The sequence below is a fragment of the Sphingomonas sp. BK481 genome (assembly GCF_014194875.1).
Taxonomy (GTDB): domain Bacteria; phylum Pseudomonadota; class Alphaproteobacteria; order Sphingomonadales; family Sphingomonadaceae; genus Sphingomonas; species Sphingomonas aerolata.
The window spans coordinates 39,917-59,612 of the sequence record NZ_JACIAP010000007.1; the positions used below are offsets into that span (position 1 = coordinate 39,917).

Sequence of the window (19,696 nt, forward strand, 5' to 3'; positions counted from 1 at the left end):
CACGGGAGGCGCGTAGATGGCGATGAACCTTCCTTCGGGTCGCGGTCGCGGGCGGCGCGCGCCGATGGCGGACATCAACGTCACGCCGATGGTCGACGTGATGCTGGTGCTGCTGATCATCTTCATGGTGACCGCGCCGCTGATGACCGCGGGCGTGCCGGTGAACCTGCCCGATGCACGCGCCAAGGCACTGGACCAGGAGCAGAAACCCGTCGAGATCTCGATGGATGCGACGGGCGCGGTGTTCATCGACCAGGACCAGATCGGCGAGGACGCGCTGCCGGTGCGGCTCGCGTCGATCGCGGCGAGCCGGGCAGTCGGCAACGAGCCGCAGGTGCTGCTGCGCGCGGACCGCAAGCTCGATTACGGCCGGGTGATGCGCGTGATGGGCGAGCTCAACCGCGCCGGGCTGAACCGCGTCGCGCTGGTGACGGTCGAGGGCACACCCAACTGATGTCGCGGCGGTGATGGGCCCTTGGTGATGGATCGCTCCGAAAAGATCGGGTTCGGCGTCGCGCTGGTCGGGCATGTCGTGCTGTTCGCGCTGTTGTCGGTCGGGTTTCTCGACACGCCCGAGCCGCCCAAGCCCGTCCAGCAGCCGATCGACATCAGCCTGGTGCCCGACGTGGCGCTCGAGACGACCGCGCCGCAATCGGCGGAGACGCCCGCCGAATCGGTCGCGCCCGACGAGGGCCCGCCCGAGGATGCGGCACCGCCCGCGCCGCAAGAGGCCGAGCCCGAGCCGCAGCCGGATCCGGTGCCGCCTGCGCCGCAGCCGGCGCCCCCCAAGCCTGCGCCCAAACCTGCGCCCCCCAAACCGGCGCCCAAGCCTGAGCCGAAGCCCGAGCCCAAGCCGGTGGCCAAGCCCAGGCCCGCGCCGCCCAAGCCGGTGGCGAAGCCCGCGCCCGTTCCGAAGCCGGTGGCCAAGCCTGCGCCGGCCAAGCCGAGCCCGGCGAAATCCAAGCCTGCGCCCGCGAAACCGGCGGCCAAGCCATCGCCCGCCAAGGCGGCACCGGCGAAGAGCGCGGCCAAGTCGAGCGCGGCGCCCGCCAAGAGTGCGGCGTCCTCGGCAAAGCCCGCCAAGCCGTCCGCGACCAAGGGCAGCGGATCGACTGCGGACGCGAAGGCGGCGCGGCCGCGCGGGTCGCGGCTGGGGGACAACTTCCTGAAGGGCCTGTCGGCGGATCCGTCGCCGAGCAAGTCGGAAGCGCCCAAGGCGGCCAAGCTCGGTGCGCAGGCGGCGGCCAATATCGGCTCGGCGATCCTGCGACAGGTGCAGCCCTGCGCAAACCGGCAGGTGACGCCGGGGCCGGGCGCGGAGCGGATCCGGGTGACGATCAACCTGAAGCTCAATCGCGACGGGACGCTGAAGTCGCGGCCGACGATCACCGGGCATGCTGGCGTCGACGACGAGAACCGGCGCTATGTCGACCGCGTCGACGATCTCGCGATCGCGACCTTCACGGGCTGTTCGCCGCTGCGCGGTTTGCCCGACGACCTGTATGACGTGCAGAATGGCTGGAGCAATTTCAGCCTGCGTTACAAGCTTCCCGGATGAGGATGTCCGTTATGTTCCGATCGCTGTCCCCCCGCCGGCCCGCCATGATCGCCAGCCTCTTCCCCGGCGAAGGCCGGGGCCCAGGTGGAGAGGTTTTCGTGACGGCGCGCACCGTGCTTGCAGCAGCGTCTCCCAGCTGGGCCCCGGCCTTCGCCGGGGTGGGGTCTGGGGTGAGGGCGGTGCTTGCTTCGGTCGGCGTGTTGGGACTCGTTGCCGGCGGTGCGGCCAGTGCGCAGGATGCGCCGGCGCCCGTTCCGCAGGCGGGCACGCCGGCGGCGGCGGAGGATCAGTCCGGCGGGCTGGTGGTCGACGTGACGGGCGGGATCTCCGCGCCGATGCCGATCGCGGTGCCGGTGATGCCGACGTCCGCGGTGGTGTCGACGCCGGCGGGGTCGACCGACGTGCTCGGGCGGCAGCTGGCCGATATCGTCACCAACGACCTGCGCAATTCGGGGCTGTTCACGCCGCTCGCCCCCGGCCAGCTGCGCGCGATCGGCTTTCCCGAGGTTACCGCGCCGGGGTTCGATTACTGGGGCAGCACGGGTGCGCAGGCGCTGGTGCAGGGCTTCATCCGCGCGAATGGCGACGGGAACCTGACGGTCGGCTGCTACCTGTACGACGTGTCGTCGCGCGCCGAGCTGACCCGGCAGGGGTTCGTCGTGCCGCCGTCCGACTGGCGGCGTGCCGGGCATAAATGCGCGGACATGGTCTATACGCGACTGACCGGCGAGGGCGCATATTTCGACAGCCGCGTCGTCTATGTCTCGGAAACCGGACCCAAAAACCGGCGGATCAAGCGGCTGGCGATCATGGACCAGGATGGTGCGAACCACCGCTTCCTGACCAACGGCCAGTCGATCGTGCTGACGCCGCGCTTCGCGCCGAACCAGCAGTCGATCGTGTATATGAGCTATGTGAACAACCGGCCGGCGATCTATGTCTATGACATCGGCACCGGGCGGCAGCGGCTCGTGGTGCAGAATGCCAGCCTGACCTTTGCGCCGCGCTTCTCGCCCGATGGCCGCAACATCCTGTTCTCGATGGCGCAGGGCGGCAATACCGACGTGTACCGCGTGTCGAGCCAGGGCGGCGCGCCGCAGCGGCTGACCAATTCGCCCGGCATCGATACCGGCGGCAGCTATTCGCCCGACGGATCGAAGATCGTGTTCGAGAGCGACCGGTCGGGCGGGCAGCAGATCTATGTCATGAACGCGGACGGATCGAACCAGCAGCGGATCAGCTTCGGCGGCGGGCGCTATGCGACGCCGGTATGGAGCCCGCGCGGCGACCTGATCGCGTTCACCAAGCTCGGCGGGGGGTTCCGGATCGGGATCATGAGCCCGAGCGGCGGGGGCGAGAAGCTGCTGACCAACGACTGGCAGGACGAGGGGCCGAGCTGGTCGCCGAACGGCCGCGTGATCAACTTCTTCCGCTCGGGACGCGGCGGCGGGGGCAAGGCGGATCTGTGGTCCGTCGACCTGACGGGCGTCAACGAGCGCAAGATTCCGACCCCCCTCGACGGGTCGGATCCAGCCTGGGGCCCGCTGCGGCCCTAGACCGATTATGTAATCTATGTTGGAATATGTTCCGACCACGGGAGAAGATGTGATGGCCAAGTTTACGACAACGCTGCTGTGCGCGACCGCGCTGATCGCCGTCGCGGGCTGCGCCAAGAAGCGCCCCGAGACCCTGCCGCCCGCCCCCGTCGATTCGTCGGCGGGCGTCGATCCGACCGGCGGGCTGGCCAATGGCGGCGCCAACGGCGCGATCGTGCCCGGGTCGGACGCCGATTTCCGTCGCTCGGTGCAGAGCAACACGGTCAATTTCGCGCTCGACATGTACGATATCGATCCGACCGCGCGCGCGATCCTCGACAGCCAGGCCGAGTGGCTGGCGCGCAACCCCAATGTCCGGATCACGATCGAGGGGCATTGCGACGAGCGCGGCACGCGCGAGTATAACCTGGCGCTGGGCGACCGGCGGGCCAATTCGGCGAAGAACTACCTCGCGGCACGCGGCGTGTCGGCGTCGCGGATGACGACGATCAGCTATGGCTCGGAGCGGCCGGTGGCGCAGGGGTCGGACGATGCGGCCTGGGCGGAGAACCGCCGGGCGGTCACGATTGTGCTGAACTGAGGGCTGGGGGCGGGCCCTTCGGGGGCCTTTCCTGCCGTCATCCCCGCGGAGGCGGGGATCCAGACTGGCTGACGGTCGGGCATGGTCGCGAGGGTAGCCGGTCTGGGTTCCCGCCTTCGCGGGAATGACGGCGGGGCTTGAGCCTCGTGCCCTCACCCTCCCATGCGCAAGGGCGCATGGGCCCCTCCCTCTCCCCCGAGGGGAGAGGGGGTCTGGTTTAGGTCAGGGCCTTGTCTAGGAGTTTTGCCAGGCGGAGGCCGCCTTTGCGGACTTCTTCGCGGGAGACGGGCGCGATGCGGGCGATCGTGGCTTCGTCGAGCTTCACGCGCGGGGGGACGGGGGCGCAGGCGTCGCCGCCGAGCGCCGAGGCATAGGTGACGTCGTGCGCGACCTGCCAGCTTTCGCGGCTCCAGTCGGCGACGGTGCCGGCGGCGATGCGCGCGCGTTCGGCGGCCGGGTAGCGGCGGACGAGCGAGGGTGGCGCGGAGATTGCGCGTTCGGCGAGCGTGCCGTCCCAGACCGAGTGGAGATTGAGCCGGGCGGGGGCGTAGATGCCGTAATCGGTCTTCACGTCGTTGCCGCCCTTGTCGTGGCGATCGCCCGCGTGGAGCGGCTGGTGCAGGTCGCCGACGAAGTGGATGAGGAAGGCGAGCGCCTGGACGCGGTCGTGCGGCGAGGTGCTGCGGTCGCGGAGCAGTTTCACGTCGCGGTCGATCTGCGCGGAGACACAGTCGCCGTCCTTGCAGGCAGGCGTCAGGTCGAACGGCGCGCAGACATCGACATTCTGGTAATGCCAGCTGTACGCGAAGCCGAAGCGCGATTTGCCGTCGGCGGTCTTGAGCGGCTTTATGCAATCCGCCCAGACACTTGCCTCTTCGATCGTGCCGGCCGGGCATTCGGGGGTGTCGAGCAGCACTTGCTGCGCGAGGATGCGGCGGATCGCGACCTTCGTGCGCGGCGCGACATTGGCATAGGCGATTTGCGCGACCGTCTCATGCCCATATTCCCAATAAGCGGTGGCGGGGGCGGCGGTCAGCGCGGTCGCGGCGAGCAGGCCGAGCGCGGTCAGGGGCTTGCGAATCATGGCTGCTCACTAGCGTAGATGGCGACGTTGCGCGCGCCCTTTGCAGACGCGGTGCCGCGGTACATGCCCGGCGTGGTGAACGACCAGGCCATGGTGCCATCGGGGGCGACGACGATCGCGCCGCCGGTGCCGCCGAGCGCGCGGACTTCGGCGAGGACCGCCTCGGTCGCGGCCTGAAGCGACTCGCCGGTCAGGCGGACGCGCGCGGCGATCTCATGCCCGACGCCGACGCGCAGGAAGAACTCGCCCGAGCCGGTGCACGACACCGCGCAGGCGCGGTCGTCGGCGAAGGTACCGGCACCGATGACGGGCGAATCGCCGATCCGGCCCCAGCGCTTGCCGGTGACGCCGCCGGTCGAGGTAGCGGCGGCGACATGGCCGTGCGTGTCGCAGGCGACCGCGCCGACGGTGCCGTATTTCATGTCAACGTCGAACATGTCGCCGCTCGCCTGAAGCTCGGCGAACTGGCGGCGGCGCTCGTCGGTGGCGAACCAGTCCTGATCCGCCTGTTCGAGGCCGTGCTCGCGCGAAAACGCGTCGGCGCCGGTACTTGCGAGGAAGACGTGGCGGCCGTCGTCGAGGATCGCGCGCGCGAGGCCGACCGGGCTGCGAGTCGCGGTGGCGGCGGCGACGGCGCCCGCGGCGCGCGTGCGGCCGTCCATGATCGCGGCGTCGAGCTCGATCCCGCCGTCATGCGTGAAGACCGCGCCGCGGCCCGAATTGAAGTGCGGATCATCCTCGAGCACGCGGACCGCGGCCTCGACCGCGTCGAGCGCGGTGCCGCCGCCCGCGAGCACCGCGGCGCCGGCGTCGAGTGCGCGCGACAGGCCGGCGCGCGCGCCCGAATCCTGCTCGGCGGAGAGCATTTCGCGGTCGAGCTTGCCCGCGCCGCCGTGGATGACGAGGGTCCAGTTGGGTTGGGGCATGGGGGCTTTCACAAGGTTGGCGGGGTGGGACGAAGGTGGAGACGCAGCCCGATCAGCGGGCGCAAGGGCACGACCCTGCGGCCGATCCGGTAGAAGGCGAAACAGCCGGCGACGGTCGCGACCAGCAGCAGCGTGAACTCCGCCCAGCCGGGAAGGCCGGCGGGGAGCAGTGCGTACATGACGAGGACGATGATCGTCTGGTGGATCAGGTAGAAGGGGAACACCGCCTCGGTCAGCATCGGCCGCCAGCGATGGTCGCGGTTGAGATGGCGTTCGGCGAGCCCGATCAGCGCGACGATTCCGCCCCATTGTTCAAGCGCATGCGCGATGCCGTAGGCGGTATAGACCCAGTGCGGCTTCGCAATTCCGGCGGGCCAGCCGAGCTCTATGCCGAGGATCGTCGCATAGCCGAGCAGCGCGAGCCCGGCGCCGACCTTCCACAGCCGCGCGATCGCGGCGATCGCGGGTTCGGAGCGCGCGAGGCCGAAGCCGAACAGGAAGGCGGGGAAATAGGTGATGTGCGCGATCCAGTCGCCGAGCAGCGCCTGGCTCTCGGCCGCCATCTGGAACCACCAGCCATGCACGAAGACCAGCCAGGCGAGCGGCAGCAGCAGCACGAGCCAGCCGCCGAAGACGCGGTCAAAGAGCCGCTGCGCGCCGCGGCTGCGGACATTCTGATGGCTGCGCAGGCTGCGCGGGCCCCGGACCAGCGCGACGCCGAGCGTCAGGACCGTCGTGTAGACAAAGAGATAGACGACGAACCAGAGGTGGTTCCAGGCGGGCAGCCACAGGCCGTCGAGCGGGGCGAAGCGGAAGGCGTCGTGCGTCCAGAAGGTCCAGTAGCTGCCCGCATAGCCGTGCCGGGTGACGAGCTCGACCCAGGGTTGCGGGGGGACGATGACGAGGATGCCGAAAGCGAGCGGCACGAGCAGCCGGTAGCAGCGCGTCGCGAAGAAGCGGACCGGGCCGCTCGACCGGCGGAGCAGCGCGCGGCTGGCATAGCCCGAGACGACGAACAGCAAGGTCAGCCGCCACGCATTGGTGGCGAGCATCGGCAGCCGGACCCAGTCCTCGACATGCAGCGACTTCACATGGAAGTTCCACGGCACGAAGACCATCGCGATATGGTAAAGGATCAGCAGGGCGAAGGCGCCGATCCGCAGCCAGTCCATGCCGTAATGCCGGGTCATCGCAGCGCCCTAGGCGGCGGGTGACGGGGCTGCAAGCACGCGCTGCCCCGTCACGCCGGCGCGGGCGCGCCCGGCCCGGCCCGGTCAGGCGGCCATGCGGGGGACGCCGAGGAAGTCTCGCTTGCCGAGCGGGACGCCCTGGGCGCGCAGGATCGCGTAGGCGATGCTGGCGTGGAAGTAGAAATTGGGCTGCGAGAAGGACAAAAGGAAGTTCGCGCCGGTGAAGGGCATGACATAGCTGCCGAATTCGAACTTCGTCGCGGCGGTGGCGAGCGTGTCGAATTCGGCCGGGTCATAGCCCTCGAGCGTCGCGATCGCGCCCTGTACCGCGGCGTGGAGCCCGGCGAAATCGGTCGGCCAGGCGCTGCGGTCGGGGGAGAAGACGCTGTCACGGACGCCCTGCACGCCGCCCGCCGAATGCGCGACGCACGACTTCACCTGATAGCCGAAGGGGAGCATGTCGTCGGCGAGCTTTGCGTCGATCAGCGTGGCGGGGTCGATCCCGCGCTCGGCGGCGAAGGCTTCCGCCTTGTCGAGCAGGGCGTCGAGCGCGCGCAGGACCTGGAGGTTGGAGGGGATCGTCGCATCGTAGAGGGAGAGGGTCATCGATCGGGCTCCGCTGAGATGCGGCAACCTATGGCCGTGCGGCGGCATGTGCCAGCGTTGTTTCGCTCGCCGCGTCCAGCCGCTATATACGGCAGTGAACCCACGAGGAATCTTCATGTCCCTTCGTCCCTGGCGCGATATCACCCGCCGTACGAGCCGCCAGATCATGGTCGGCAACGTCCCCGTCGGCGGCGATGCGCCCGTCACCGTGCAGACGATGACCAACACGCCGACCGACGACATCAAGGCGACGGTCGACCAGATCCGCCGATGCGAAGAGGCGGGCGTCGACATCATCCGCGTCAGCTGCCCCGATGTCGAATCGACCAGCGCGCTGAAGCAGATCGTCCGCGCGAGCCGCGTGCCGATCGTCGCGGATATCCATTTCCACTACAAGCGCGCGCTCGAGGCGGCGGATGCGGGCGCGGCGTGCCTGCGGATCAACCCGGGCAATATCGGCTCGGCGAGCCGCGTAAAGGAGGTCGTCGACGCGGCGAAATCCAATGGCTGCGCGATCCGGATCGGCGTGAACGGCGGGAGCCTCGAGCGGCATCTGCTCGAAAAATATGGCGAGCCGTGTCCCGATGCGCTGGTCGAATCGGCGCTCGATCACATCAAGTTGCTGCAGGACCATGACTTTCACGAGTTCAAGGTCGCGGTGAAGGCGTCCGACCTGTTCCTGGCGGTCGCGGCCTATCAGCAGCTCGCCGAACAGGTCGACTGCCCGCTGCATCTCGGCATCACCGAGGCGGGCGGGTTCGTCGGCGGCACGGTCAAGTCGGCGATCGGGATGGGCAGCCTGCTCTGGTACGGGATCGGCGACACGATCCGCGTGTCGCTGTCGGCCGAGCCCGAGGAGGAAGTGCGCGTCGGGTTCGAGATCTTGAAGGCGCTCGGCATCCGCAACCGCGGCGTGCGTGTCGTGTCGTGCCCGAGCTGTGCGCGGCAGGGGTTCGACGTGATCCGTACCGTCCAGGCGCTGGAGGAGCGGTTGCAGCATATCCGCACGCCGATGTCGCTCAGCGTGCTCGGCTGCGTCGTGAACGGGCCGGGCGAGGCGCGCGAGACCGATATCGGGATCACCGGCGGCGGCAACGGCAAGCACATGGTGTATCTGTCGGGGGTCACCGACCATCATGTCCAGGACGCGGACATGGTGAACCACATCGTCAAGCTGGTCGAGGCCAAGGCGGCGGAGATCGAGGCCGCGGATGCGGCGGTCGCGGCGCTGGTGCCGGAGATGGCGGCGGAATAGGTCCGGTGCTATGCGTCGGGTACTGGAGGCTCGGCCATGACCTATCATGCCAAGGTGATCACTGGCGGCAAGATCGTGATTCCGGCGGACTTGCGCCGGGAATTGGGCATCAAGGACGGTGACTCGATCGTCCTCGAAGCGAACGCCGACGGCATCCTGCTTCGCCGTGAGGACCCCGATGCGGCGCTGGCGCGTCTGCGTCGCGGGCTGAGCGGATATAGCGTCGACCAGTTTCTTCACGAGCGACGCGCCGACTGGGGCGAATGAGACAGGTCATCGATGCGTCGGTCGTGCTGGCCCATCTTCGCGGTGAGCCGGGCGGCGATATTGTGGTTCGCGACGATGGCCCTTTCTGCCTGTCCAGCGTCAATCTGGCCGAGATCATGACGAAGGTAATCGACCTCGATCTTTCAGCGGATGACGTGACGAGTGTGCTCAAGACGCTGCCGATCGAGAGCTTCGCCTATGGCACGGAAGACGCGGTGCGGACGGCGACGTTGCGCACGGCAACGCGACCGCTGGGTCTCTCGCTCGGTGATCGGGCGTGCCTTGCGCTCGCGACGCGCCTGGCGGTGCCGGTGTTGACGGCAGATACCGCGTGGGCCGGGCTCGATCTGGATATCGAAGTCCGCCTGATTCGATGACAGCCCGGCTCGTTTCGCCTGCTCTGGCCTTTGCGGTCGCCGCGCTCGGGATCGGGTTGTTCTCGGTGATGGACGCGGTGATGAAGTCGCTGGTGCTGGGGATCGGGGTGTATAACGCGCTGCTCTGGCGGCAGATGGCGAGTGTCGGGCTGGGGGCGGTCGCCTGGAAGCTCGGGCGGAGCGGGCGGCCGAGCGGGCGGGCGCTGAAACTCCATCTTGCCAGAGGGTTGGTGACCGCGGCGATGGCACTGCTGTTCTTCTGGGGGCTGGCGCGCGTGCCGATGGCGCAGGCGATTTCGCTGACCTACATCTCGCCGATCCTCGCGCTGCTGCTCGCCGCCGTCACGCTCGGCGAACGCGTCGGGCGCCGGGTCGTGGTCGCGTCGGTCATGGCGCTGGGCGGGGTCGGGATCGTGATGATCGGGCATGGTCGCGAGGGCGCGGCGGGGGCGGCGAGCCTGACGGGGGTCGCCGCGGTGCTCGGATCAGCGCTGCTCTATGCGGTCAATCTGGTGATCGCGCGGGTACAGGCGCAGGCGGCGCGGCCGGGCGAGATCGCGTTCTTCCAGGCGCTGGTGGTGACCGCGACGCTCGCGCTCGCGGCGCCGTGGCTGGCGGTGCTGCCCGACGCGGCGACATGGCCGCGGCTGTTGCTGGCGGCGGGGCTGGCGACCGCGTCGCTGTGGCTGCTCGGCTGGGCCTATGCGCACGGCGACACGGGATTTCTGGCGACGACCGAATATAGCTCGTTCGTCTATGCCGCGGGGCTTGGCTATCTGGTGTTCGGCGAGCGGGTGTCGGCGTTTACCGCGTGCGGCGCGGGTGTCATCGTCGTCGCATGCCTGTATGCGGCGCGGCGGCGCGATATCGCGCAGACGTCGATGGAGGCCGCCGCATGACCCAGATCCGTTCCGCCACCCGCGCCGATACCGGCACGATCCTGCGCTTCGTGCGTGAACTCGCGGCGTTCGAGCGCGAACCCGATGCGGTCGAGGCGACCGAGGCGACGCTGGGCGAGGCGCTGTTCGGGGATGCCCCCGCGGCGGAGGCGGTGATCGCGGACGGGGCAGACGGGCCGGTCGGTTTCGCGGTGTTCTTCCACAATTTCTCGACCTGGACGGGCAAGCGCGGGGTGTATCTGGAGGATCTGTACGTGACGCCCGAGGCACGCGGGCAGGGGGTCGGCGGTGCGCTGCTCGCGCATCTGGCGGGGATCGCGATCGACCGCGGGTGCGCGCGGTTCGAATGGTCGGTGCTCGACTGGAATGCGGATGCGATCGCGGTCTATCGCAAGCTGGGTGCGGTGGGGATGGAGGACTGGACGATCCAGCGGTTGACGGGGGATGCGCTGGTGAAGCTGGCGGGGCGGTAGGGGGCCGTCGGAGGGGTCGTCATCCTGACGAAAGTCAGGATCCAGAGTTACTTCGCGCTGTCCTGTTTGGCTCTAGGTCCTGACTTTCGTCAGGATGACGGAAGAAGAAGGGATGACGGAAGAGGAAGGCGCGTCAGTTGCGGGCGACTGTGGTGCGCCAGATGACGGGCCAGGTGATCGCGCCGCGGCATTCGCCCATCATGCGCATTTCGGCGAGGCGGAAGCGGGTGCCGTCCCAGACATAGTCCTGGCCGACGCCGCAGTCGCCGATGCCGCGGCCCTTGGCGTAGGAGCTGAGCAGTCCGGTCTTCGGGTCGTAGCCGGCGTTGACGAGTGCGGGTTTCGCGCCGGGTTCGCCAAATTGCGGGGGCAGGTCGAATGGGGCTTCGCTGGCCTTGCCGTCGCGGACGATCAGCGCGCGGGTGATGACATTATACGCGCCGGATCCGCAGGATAGCAGGACGAGATCGGTCGTCGCGTCGAGCGCATGGGTCTCGTTGGTGACGGGGCCAAACTGGTCCGCGGCGCAGCCGGTACGCTGGCGCATCTGCGCGACGAGCGGCGCGGCGGGGGCCTGCGCGCGGCGGTCGGTGAGCGGGGCGGCGAGGATCGTCGGGAGCGCGGGCGGGGTGATCGCGGGCGTCGTGTCGCCGGTCGCGACGAGCGCGGTGGCGGTGTCCGCGCGGCCCTGTTGCGCGTCGGCATAGCGGAGCGCGGCGGCGGCGCCGGTGATGACGATGGGGATCGTCCGGCCGTCGAGTCGCGCGGTCATCGCGGTGCCGGTGGCGAGGCGGCGGGCGAGCGTCATCGCGACCGGGCCGGTGACGGTGAAGCGCCGGTCGTCGCCGGGATTGCCGCTGGCGAGCGGGGTGCCGTCGATCGCGACGACGACGCGGCGCAGCGCGCTGCCCGGCGTGCCGATCGTCACCGACACGGGCGCGTCGGCGGCGGGGCTGCGCTCGATGACGATCGACAGCTCTGCGATGCTCGAATCGTCGGGCGCCATCGAGACCGCGGTGCAATAGGCACCGTTGTCGCAGGCAATTCCCCAGGCGCCGAAGGTCTTTACGCTGGTCGGGCGGGGGCGTGCCTTTGAGTCGACGGCGGGCTCCGCGGGAGCCTGCGGGGTGGCGCCGCGCGCGACGGGGCGCGGTTTGGGGCGGGCTGGGGTTTCGAGCGGGACGGTGGCGTCGTTGGGCGCGCCGGTGTTGCCGCTGGGACTGCAGGCCGTCGCGGCCACCAGAACCGAAACGGGCAGAACCGAAACGGGCAGAAGCGAAACGAGAACTGGATAGCGCATGCGACCTCCTGACCGGTCTGGCGGCGACGGTCCCGCTTCGATAGGGGCGAGGCCATAGTCGAACAACCGGCAATAGAGATGGAGAGTGCGATGCAGACGATCGGCGTAATCGGCGCGGGACAGATGGGCGCGGGGATCGCGCAGGTCGCCGCGCAGGCGGGCTACCGCGTGCTGCTGGCCGATATGGGCCTGCCCCAGGCCGAGGCGGGCAAGGCGGGGATCGGCAAGGCGATGGCGCGGCTGGTCGAGAAGGAGAAGATCACCGCCGACGTCCGCGAGACGACCTTGGCCAATATCGAGCCGGTCGCGAGCGTCGCGGAGATGGGCGACTGTTTCATCGTCGTCGAGGCCGCGACCGAGCGCGAGGCGATCAAGCGGACGATCTTCGCCGAGGTCGGCAAGGTGTTGAAAGCGGACGCGATCCTGGCGTCGAACACCTCGTCGATCCCGATCACGCGGCTGGCGCAGGCAGCGCCGGATGCGGCGCGGTTCATGGGGGTGCATTTCTTCAATCCCGTCCCCGTCATGCGGCCGATCGAGCTGATCCGCGGGCTCGCCACGTCGGACGAAACGGTCGCAGCGGTCGAGGCGTTTGCCGAAAAGCTCGGCAAGCAGGTCGTGCATGCGAACGACGCGCCGGGCTTCATCGTCAACCGCGTCCTGATGCCGATGATCAACGAGGCGTGCTTCGCACTAGGCGAAGGCGTGGCGGGGGTGCGCGACATCGATCTGGCGTGCCAGCTGGGGCTCAATCACCCGATGGGGCCGCTGACTCTGGCCGATTTCATCGGGCTCGACACCTGCCTGGAGATCACCCGCGTGCTGTTCGAAGGGACCGGTGATCCGAAGTTCCGGCCCGCGCCGCTGCTGGTGAAATATGTCGAGGCGGGGTGGTTCGGCCGCAAGACCAAGCGCGGCTTCTATGACTATTCGGGGGCGGAGCCGGTGCCGACGCGCTAACCAGATCGGTTATTTACCCTTGACATCGTCACGTTGTTCTGGCACATAACGGGAACGATGACGAATTGCGAGTCGGGCCGGACGCGGTCGGGGTGATCCCCCGGCGGCGGACCGGCCCGATCCATTTGGGGGATGGCGCATGGCGGCGGGTGGGGGAGCGGGCGGGAAAGCTGGGGGCCGGCTGCAGGTGCGCAAGGCCGCCAAGGGCGGCTGGACACCGGCCAAGCGCGCGGCGTTTCTCGAGCATCTGGCGGCGACGTGCAACATCGCGGCGTCGGCGCGCGCGGTGGGGATGGCGCCGCGCGGGGCGCATGCGCTGAAGGCGCGCGACGCGGTGTTCGCAGCCGACTGGGCGGGGGCGATCGAGGCGGCGTACGAGACGCTCGAGGCGCGGTTGCTGGCCTATGCGCTGGGGGACGCCGAGGGGGAGTCTGAGGCGGAAGCTGAGGGGGAAGCTGACGGGGTCGTTGACGGGGATGCGGAGGCGGAGTTGCGCGGGGCGCATTTCGATCCGCGGGTCGCGGTGCAGGCGCTGGGGTTTCGCAAGCGCGGGGGCGGGTCGTCTGGTGGGGCGGGGACGCTGTGCAAGCGCGTGTCGCTGGCCGAGCTGGAGGCGGTGCTGGTCGCGCGGCTCGATGCGCTCGACGCGCAGGCTGCGTCCGTCACGGGGGATGCGTGATGGCGGATAGCGGGGGTGCGACGTTCGATCCTGCGGTGCTCGCGCGGTTGCGGGGGTTGCCGCGGGGGCAGCTGGTGACGCTGTTGCGCGGGCTGTCCGAGGCGGAACTCAGGACGCTGCACGAGAGCTGGGCGATCTGGGCGTTGCCGGGGCAGCGCGAACCCGCGGGCGACTGGCAGGTCTGGCTGATCCGCGCGGGCCGCGGCTTTGGCAAGACGCGCGCGGGCGCCGAATGGGTGAGCGCGCTGGCCCGCGCGATGCCGGGCGCGCGGATCGCGATGGTCGGGGGGACGATGGACGACGTCCGCAAGGTGATGGTCGAGGGCGAGAGCGGGCTGATCGCGGTGGCGCAGGCGGGCGAGACCTATCGCTGGCGGCGCTGGCGCTGGTCCCCGGCGGCTGTGTCGAGATTACGGGAGAACCGGGCGTGTGGCGGATCGTCGAGACGCGGGTCGAGGCGATGGTGACGAGCCTGGTGCTGACCCCGCTCACGCCCGCGCCGCTGCCGGTGCGCGGGAGCAGCGGGCGGATCGTCGGTGCGGCGGATGCGCTGATCGGCACGACGCGGCTTGCGGCGTTCGAGACGCCGGGGCTCGAGGATGCGCCGCTCGCCGCGCCGCGGCTGTCGGTGGCGGCGACGGGGACAGGCGTGGGGTGGCGGCATGCGGCCTTGCTCTATTCGTTCGACGACGGCGCGAGCTGGATCGCGGCGGGGGCGAGTGCGGCGCCGGCGACGATCGGGACGATCGCGGTCGTCGCTGGGACGGCGCCGGCGACGCTGACCGACCGGGCGGGCACGTTCGAGGTGGTGCTGGTGCGCGGCGACCTGGCGCTCGCGGACGCGGATGCGGCGGCGCTCGATGCGGGAGCCAATCTGGCGATGGCGGGGGGCGAGCTGATCCAGTTCGGCCGCGCGGCGCCGCTCGGCGGCGGGCGGTGGCGGCTGACGCAGCTGCTGCGCGGGCGGCGTGGGACCGAGGCGGCGATCGGCACGCAGGCGCCGGGCGACGGCTTCGTGCTGATCACGGCGGATTCGGTGCGGACGATCGACCTGCCCGTCGCGGCGATCGGCGGGACGGTGCGGGTGATGGCGTCGGGGGTGGGCGATGCGGTGCCGGTCGAGACGCGGCTGATGCTGGCGGGGGCGTCGGTGCTGCCGCCGTCGCCGGTCGGTCTGCGTGCGATGATCGCGGCGGATGGCGGTGCGACGCTCAGCTGGACACGGCGGAGCCGGGCGGGGTGGCGCTGGATCGATGGCGGTGACGTGCCGCTGGGCGAGGGCGGCGAAGCCTATGCGGTGACGGTCCTGACGGGGGCGGGGGTGACGCGGCTCGTCGAGACAACGACGCCGGTCGTGACGCTGTCCGCGGCGGAGCGCGCAGCGGGGGCGGTGCGGGTCGAGGTGCGCCAGCGCGGCGACTTCGGCGTGTCGCTGCCCGCGATACTGATAGTGTGACGAGGGGGAGAGTGGCGATGACGGACGAGACGAGCGTGCGGACGGGGTTGCCGCTGCTGCAGCCGGGGCAGGCGCAGAAGGAGATGGTGCATAACGAGGCGCTCGCGCTGATCGACCTGCTGATCCAGCCGAGCGTGGTGACGGTCGGGCTGAACGTGCCGCCGGCCGCGCCCGCGCCCGGCGCGTGCTGGATCGTCGGGGCCGCGCCGACCGGGGACTGGGGGGGCCATGCACAGGCGCTGGCGGGCTGGACGACGGGGGGCTGGCGGTTCGCCGCGCCGCGGGCCGGCATGACGGTGTGGCGCGAGGATCTGGCAACGCTGATCCGGCATGACGGGACGGGCTGGGCAGCCGCCGATATCACCGGCGGGCGAGTCGTGATCGGCGGTAACCAGGTGGTCGGCGCGCAAGGCGCGGCAATTGCCGATCCGGTCGGTGGAGCCGTGGTCGATACGTCCGCCCGGGCTACACTTTCCGCCGTTCTGGTGCTATTGAGGAGCCACGGATTGATCGCCGCCTAAACACTCTAAAAACTGTGGCGTTCCAGCAACACCTCGAACTTTTGTGCGCTTGCGTGGAAACAAGCCGAAGGATAGGGAGTTTGCGATGTCCGTGTGACACTCATGAAAGGGGATTTATATGCGGAAGCTTGCCGTCGTTCTGGCACTCGCCTCCACCGCACTCGCCACTCCTGCCCTCGCCCGCGACAAGTCGTGGTACGTTGGCATCGAAGGCGGTGCGATGATCGTTGAAGACATCGATTACGACATCGGTGCTCTGAACAATGCCGGTTCGGTCGACCATGACTATGGTTATGACGTCGACGCAGTCATGGGCTACGATTTCGGTGGCTTCCGCCTCGAAACCGAAGTCGGTTACCGCAAGGCTACTGTGGACGGCTATTCGTCGACCACGACCACGCCAGCTTTCACGGGTGCAGGCGCACTCGTCAACGCACCGGCCAACAACTATGACTATGCTGGCGGTTCTTCGTCGGCACTCAGCTTCATGCTGAACGGCCTGCTGGACTTCGGTCCGGATGACGGCATCCAGGGCTTTGTCGGCGGTGGTGTCGGTGTTGCTCGCGTCAAGGCGAACTACGCCCTCAACAACAACGGTTCGTTCCTGAACGATTCGGACACCGTGTTCGCCTATCAGGGCCTCGCCGGTATCCGTGCACCGCTGACCGACCACATCGACGCGACGCTGAAGTATCGTTTCTTCAACGCCGAGAACGTCAAGCTGGTCGACAACACCAACCGCCTGTTCGACGGTCGTTACCGTTCGCACAGCATCCTTGGTGGTGTGACGTACAACTTCGGCGCACCTGCCGAGCCGATGGCACCTCCTCCCCCGCCGCCGGCACCCGAGCCGATGGCTCCCCCGCCGCCGCCGGCGCCGGTCGAGGTCGTTTGCTCGCCTGGTCCGTTCATCGTGTTCTTCGAGTGGGACAAGTCGGACATCACGCCTGAGGCTGCGTCGATCCTCGACAACGCCGTCACGCAGTACCAGTCGTGCGGCAACGCACAGGTCATGCTGGCAGGCCACGCCGATAAGTCGGGTTCGGCGTCGTACAACGTCGGTCTCTCGCAGCGTCGTGCAGACGGCGTCCGCGCCTATCTGTCGTCGCATGCGATCCCGGATGGCGTGATCTCGACCGAAGCGTTCGGTGAGAGCCGTCCGCGCGTCGACACCGCCGATGGCGTGCGCGAAGTGCAGAACCGTCGCGTGGAGGTCACCTACGGTCCGGGTTCGGGCCAGTAAGACTTCCGCCTTCCGGTCCTTGCGGATCGGATGCGGGAAAAGATCGGGGAGGTCGGCGCGAGCCGGCCTCCCTTTTCTTTTGTCTTCTGTTCTTTGGGGCGGGAAGAAGTTTGGTTCGCGCGGAGGCGCGGAGGCGCGGAGCCTTTTGGGGTGGGCCGCGGGGGTGCATCACGGAGGTCTGGGCAGGATTTGGCGTGCCGCACGGGATGCTTCGGCGGGGTCGCGCATAGGCGTGCGTTGGAAGTGTTCACGCGAAGGCGCAAAGGCGCGAAGATCTTGGGGCTGCCTTCTTGTGTGCCGCCGGGCGGCGGGGCGCGGCTTCGCCGATCGTGGTTGGGGCGGTCAGTCGGCCGACGTGCAATCTTTGCGCCTTTGCGCCTTCGCGTGAGATACTAATCACTGCGCCTGGCGGCGGCGTTTATGCCTTGGGGGGATCGTCGGGCTCGAGGGCGGGGGCGAGCCAGGCGGGGATCAGCGCGTCGCCGAGGGCGTCGGTGCGGCGGTGGTCGATCATCAGGGCGAGGTCGGGATAGGTGACGCGGGTGCGGCTGCTCGGTTCGGTGAAGGGCGCGACGACGAGGCGGCGGTTGACCTTCGAACGGTGGTGCATCCGCGCGGTGTTCTCCTGGCCGACATAGCAGCCCTTGGTGAAGCTGACGCCGTTCAGCTCGCGCGCGTTGCATTCGAGCCAGAGCGTCTCGCCATTGCCGAGCTCGGCGACGCCTTCGGTCACGCCGAGTGACAGGCGGTGTGCGTGCCAGGCGGGCGCGGCATCACCTGTCGCTGCGTCTGCGGGGGCGAGCCAGCGGTGGCCGAGCGCGGGAAGCCGCGGGTCGGGGCTGCCCTCAGTCCCCGTCGGCGACCAGTGGACGCGGAGCGGATCGGGGGCGATCGTGATCGCGCGGCGCAGGCGGTAGAGCGTCAGTCGCTTCGCCAGTGCCTCGGCCTGCGCGGCCTCGACATCGACCAGCACGTCGGCCCCGTCCGCCCAGAGGATGAAGTCGAACAGCACCTTGCCCTGCGGCGACAGCAACGCGGCCCAGGCGGGCGCGCCGGGCGCGAGCAACGCGGTGTCGGCGGTCACCAGCCCCTGCAGGAAGCCGCGGACGTCCTCGCCCGCGATGCGCAGCACCGCGCGGTCGGCGAGAAGGGTTGCGCTGTCGGTCTGGGTCATCTCCTTCACCTAGTGCGCGCCCGGCGATTTCCAAGGCGCGCAACCGTCTGGCGTCGTCCGCCGCGCGTCGGTAGGAGGGCGCATGACCGACAGCATCACGATCCGCCGCCCCGACGACTGGCATCTCCATCTGCGCGACGGCGCGATGCTGGACGCGGTCGCTCCGCACAGCGCGCGGCAGTTCGCGCGTGCGATCATCATGCCCAACCTCACCCCGCCGGTGACGACGATCGCCGCCGCGCGCGCCTATCGCGAGCGGATCCTCGCCGCGGTCGGGGGGGCCGATTTCACGCCGCTGATGACCTGCTATCTGACCGACGGCACCGATCCGGCGGAGATCAAGCGCGGCCATGCCGAGGGCGTGTTCACCGCGTGCAAGCTCTACCCTGCGCATGCGACGACCAATTCGGCGCACGGCGTCACCGATATCCGCGCGCTGACCGGCGTGCTCGAGACGCTGCAGCGGATCGGCATGCCGCTGCTGATCCACGGCGAGGTGACCGACAAGTCGATCGACATCTTCGACCGCGAGGCGGTGTTCGTTGAACGCATCCTGACGCCGCTGACGCGCGACTATCCGGGGCTGAAGATCGTGCTCGAGCACATCACCACCGCCGAGGCGGCGGCGTTCGTGACCGAGGCGGACCATCCGATCGCCGCAACGATCACCCCGCAGCATCTGCTGATCAACCGCAACGCGCTGTTCGACGGGGGGCTTCGGCCGCACGCCTATTGCCTGCCCGTGCTCAAGCGCGAGACTCACCGGCTCGCGGTGCGCAAGGCCGCGGTGTCGGGCAGCCCGCGCTTCTTCCTCGGCACCGACAGCGCGCCGCATGTCGTGGGCGCGAAGGAATCGGGCTGCGGCTGTGCGGGGATCTTCAACGCGCCGTTCGCGCTCGAGGCGTATCTCGGCGTGTTCGACGCGGAGGGCGCGATCGACCGGTTCGAGGGGTTCGCGTCGGAGCACGGCGCGCGCTTCTACGGGTTGCCGCTGAACGAGGGCACGGTGACGCTGGTGCGCGAGAGCGTGATGGTGCCCGAGCGGGTCGGGGAGGGGGATACGTCGGTCGTGCCGTTCCTGGCGGGGACTGATGCCGGGTGGCGGTTCGCGGGCTAAGGCGCGCCGTCCGTTTCCCTTCTCCCGTCATCCTGACGAAAGTCAGGATCCAGGGTTACATGCGTTGTCCTGCCTGGCTCTGGATCCTGACGTTCGTCAGGATGACGGATCTTGCGCGAGTCGGTCGAGCCAGAGCCGCGCTTCCTTTTGCTCGCCGGGCGCACTCGCGCTGACCGGCCCGCGTGCGGCGAAGAAGTCGCGGTGGAGCGCGAACCGGTCGAGCATCAGCCGGTCGCGCATCGCGTCGATCTCGGTGCCCATCTCGGTCAGCGCGGCGATCGTCGGGGCGATCGCGGTGCGGACGCGGCGGTCGCTGCTGCGGTCGAACAGCCCGAGCGCGCCGTTCGCGGTCTTTTCGAGCGCGGCGATCAGCGTTGCGCGATACTCGGTTTCGAGATCCTCGCGCTGGGCGTCTAGACGGGCGAGGCGGTCGGGTTTGGCCATTCGCGTGGCGTTAGGCGATTGTGGGGGTGGG

23 protein-coding genes are annotated in these 19,696 nt (G+C 69.3%); 16 read left to right on the top strand and 7 right to left on the bottom strand.

What is annotated here, in order from left to right:
- The first annotated feature begins 16 nt into the window (after positions 1-16).
- The 4 genes from tolR to pal all read left to right on the top strand — a co-directional run bounded on the left by tolR (position 17) and on the right by pal (position 3,694).
- The gene (tolR, locus tag FHY04_RS14130; protein WP_037531582.1) at positions 17-454 is read left to right on the top strand and encodes a protein TolR; all 438 of its coding nucleotides are present in this window, start codon (positions 17-19) and stop codon (positions 452-454) included.
- A 27-nt stretch (positions 455-481) separates the two neighbouring features.
- Positions 482-1,558 (top strand): cell envelope biogenesis protein TolA, encoded by a 1,077-nt coding sequence (locus tag FHY04_RS14135; protein ID WP_183936893.1) that lies wholly within the window; start codon positions 482-484, stop codon positions 1,556-1,558.
- Positions 1,559-1,758: 200 nt separating this feature from the next.
- Positions 1,759-3,114: a Tol-Pal system beta propeller repeat protein TolB gene (gene tolB, locus FHY04_RS14140; RefSeq protein WP_221211807.1), complete on the top strand. Its 1,356-nt coding sequence runs from the start codon at positions 1,759-1,761 to the stop codon at positions 3,112-3,114.
- A 52-nt stretch (positions 3,115-3,166) separates the two neighbouring features.
- Positions 3,167-3,694 carry a peptidoglycan-associated lipoprotein Pal gene (pal, locus tag FHY04_RS14145; protein WP_031395926.1) on the top strand — a complete coding sequence of 176 codons (528 nt, stop codon included), beginning with the start codon at positions 3,167-3,169 and terminating at the stop codon, positions 3,692-3,694.
- A gap of 217 nt (positions 3,695-3,911) precedes the next feature.
- Here pal and FHY04_RS14150 read toward each other — a convergent pair whose 3' ends face one another.
- From FHY04_RS14150 to FHY04_RS14165, 4 genes are all read right to left on the bottom strand, one after another.
- Positions 3,912-4,778: a S1/P1 nuclease gene (locus FHY04_RS14150; protein WP_183936894.1), complete on the bottom strand. Its 867-nt coding sequence runs from the start codon at positions 4,776-4,778 to the stop codon at positions 3,912-3,914.
- A complete protein-coding gene (locus FHY04_RS14155) occupies positions 4,775-5,704 on the bottom strand; it encodes an isoaspartyl peptidase/L-asparaginase family protein (RefSeq protein WP_183936895.1) in 930 nt (309 codons plus the stop codon). Before FHY04_RS14155 ends, FHY04_RS14150 begins: the two co-directional genes overlap by 4 nt.
- 8 nt (positions 5,705-5,712) lie before the next feature.
- Entirely contained in the window at positions 5,713-6,894 is a 1,182-nt protein-coding gene (locus FHY04_RS14160) for an acyltransferase family protein (protein ID WP_183936896.1), read from the bottom strand.
- A gap of 84 nt (positions 6,895-6,978) precedes the next feature.
- A complete protein-coding gene (locus tag FHY04_RS14165) occupies positions 6,979-7,500 on the bottom strand; it encodes a DUF1993 family protein (protein ID WP_183936897.1) in 522 nt (173 codons plus the stop codon).
- Between the two features lie 115 nt (positions 7,501-7,615).
- Here FHY04_RS14165 and ispG point away from each other — a divergent pair, with 115 nt between their 5' ends.
- Genes ispG through FHY04_RS14190 form a run of 5 tightly spaced genes read left to right on the top strand, consistent with a single transcriptional unit; the run spans position 7,616 to position 10,771 of the window.
- Positions 7,616-8,755, top strand: a complete 1,140-nt coding sequence (gene ispG, locus FHY04_RS14170; RefSeq protein ID WP_031440350.1) for a flavodoxin-dependent (E)-4-hydroxy-3-methylbut-2-enyl-diphosphate synthase — start codon at positions 7,616-7,618, stop codon at positions 8,753-8,755.
- 36 nt (positions 8,756-8,791) lie between these two features.
- On the top strand, positions 8,792-9,022 hold the full coding sequence (locus FHY04_RS14175; RefSeq protein ID WP_043156878.1) for an AbrB/MazE/SpoVT family DNA-binding domain-containing protein: 231 nt from the start codon (positions 8,792-8,794) through the stop codon (positions 9,020-9,022).
- Positions 9,019-9,399: a type II toxin-antitoxin system VapC family toxin gene (locus FHY04_RS14180; RefSeq protein WP_056407052.1), complete on the top strand. Its 381-nt coding sequence runs from the start codon at positions 9,019-9,021 to the stop codon at positions 9,397-9,399. The genes FHY04_RS14175 and FHY04_RS14180 overlap by 4 nt, the downstream gene beginning before the upstream one ends.
- Complete coding sequence (locus tag FHY04_RS14185; protein ID WP_183936898.1) at positions 9,396-10,298, top strand: DMT family transporter; 903 nt, start codon at positions 9,396-9,398, stop codon at positions 10,296-10,298. Before FHY04_RS14180 ends, FHY04_RS14185 begins: the two co-directional genes overlap by 4 nt.
- Positions 10,295-10,771 carry a GNAT family N-acetyltransferase gene (locus tag FHY04_RS14190; RefSeq protein WP_031440353.1) on the top strand — a complete coding sequence of 159 codons (477 nt, stop codon included), beginning with the start codon at positions 10,295-10,297 and terminating at the stop codon, positions 10,769-10,771. The genes FHY04_RS14185 and FHY04_RS14190 overlap by 4 nt, the downstream gene beginning before the upstream one ends.
- 133 nt (positions 10,772-10,904) lie before the next feature.
- On the opposite strand, the gene FHY04_RS14195 is transcribed toward FHY04_RS14190, so the two are convergent.
- The gene (locus FHY04_RS14195) at positions 10,905-12,071 is read right to left on the bottom strand and encodes a DUF1176 domain-containing protein (RefSeq protein WP_183936899.1); all 1,167 of its coding nucleotides are present in this window, start codon (positions 12,069-12,071) and stop codon (positions 10,905-10,907) included.
- A 90-nt stretch (positions 12,072-12,161) separates the two neighbouring features.
- On the opposite strand from FHY04_RS14195, the gene FHY04_RS14200 reads away from it, so the two are divergent.
- The 6 genes from FHY04_RS14200 (at position 12,162) to FHY04_RS14225 (ending at position 16,930) form a co-directional block, all read left to right on the top strand.
- On the top strand, positions 12,162-13,031 hold the full coding sequence (locus FHY04_RS14200; RefSeq protein ID WP_183936900.1) for a 3-hydroxyacyl-CoA dehydrogenase NAD-binding domain-containing protein: 870 nt from the start codon (positions 12,162-12,164) through the stop codon (positions 13,029-13,031).
- A 139-nt stretch (positions 13,032-13,170) separates the two neighbouring features.
- Positions 13,171-13,710 (top strand): hypothetical protein, encoded by a 540-nt coding sequence (locus FHY04_RS14205; RefSeq protein ID WP_183936901.1) that lies wholly within the window; start codon positions 13,171-13,173, stop codon positions 13,708-13,710.
- Positions 13,710-14,177 carry a terminase large subunit domain-containing protein gene (locus FHY04_RS14210; RefSeq protein WP_183936902.1) on the top strand — a complete coding sequence of 156 codons (468 nt, stop codon included), beginning with the start codon at positions 13,710-13,712 and terminating at the stop codon, positions 14,175-14,177. The genes FHY04_RS14205 and FHY04_RS14210 overlap by 1 nt, the downstream gene beginning before the upstream one ends.
- Positions 14,138-15,166 (top strand): hypothetical protein, encoded by a 1,029-nt coding sequence (locus tag FHY04_RS14215; protein ID WP_183936903.1) that lies wholly within the window; start codon positions 14,138-14,140, stop codon positions 15,164-15,166. Before FHY04_RS14210 ends, FHY04_RS14215 begins: the two co-directional genes overlap by 40 nt.
- A 17-nt stretch (positions 15,167-15,183) precedes the next feature.
- Complete coding sequence (locus tag FHY04_RS14220) at positions 15,184-15,687, top strand: DUF2793 domain-containing protein (RefSeq protein WP_183936904.1); 504 nt, start codon at positions 15,184-15,186, stop codon at positions 15,685-15,687.
- A gap of 118 nt (positions 15,688-15,805) precedes the next feature.
- Positions 15,806-16,930: an OmpA family protein gene (locus tag FHY04_RS14225; RefSeq protein WP_031396246.1), complete on the top strand. Its 1,125-nt coding sequence runs from the start codon at positions 15,806-15,808 to the stop codon at positions 16,928-16,930.
- Positions 16,931-17,348: 418 nt separating this feature from the next.
- Here FHY04_RS14225 and FHY04_RS14230 read toward each other — a convergent pair whose 3' ends face one another.
- Positions 17,349-18,104 carry a folate-binding protein YgfZ gene (locus FHY04_RS14230; RefSeq protein WP_183936905.1) on the bottom strand — a complete coding sequence of 252 codons (756 nt, stop codon included), beginning with the start codon at positions 18,102-18,104 and terminating at the stop codon, positions 17,349-17,351.
- Positions 18,105-18,186: 82 nt separating this feature from the next.
- On the opposite strand from FHY04_RS14230, the gene pyrC reads away from it, so the two are divergent.
- Positions 18,187-19,221: a dihydroorotase gene (gene pyrC, locus FHY04_RS14235; RefSeq protein WP_183936906.1), complete on the top strand. Its 1,035-nt coding sequence runs from the start codon at positions 18,187-18,189 to the stop codon at positions 19,219-19,221.
- 96 nt (positions 19,222-19,317) lie between these two features.
- Here the strand turns inward: pyrC and FHY04_RS14240 are convergent, their stop codons facing one another.
- Entirely contained in the window at positions 19,318-19,665 is a 348-nt protein-coding gene (locus tag FHY04_RS14240) for a hypothetical protein (RefSeq protein ID WP_183936907.1), read from the bottom strand.
- Positions 19,666-19,696 lie beyond the last annotated feature (31 nt).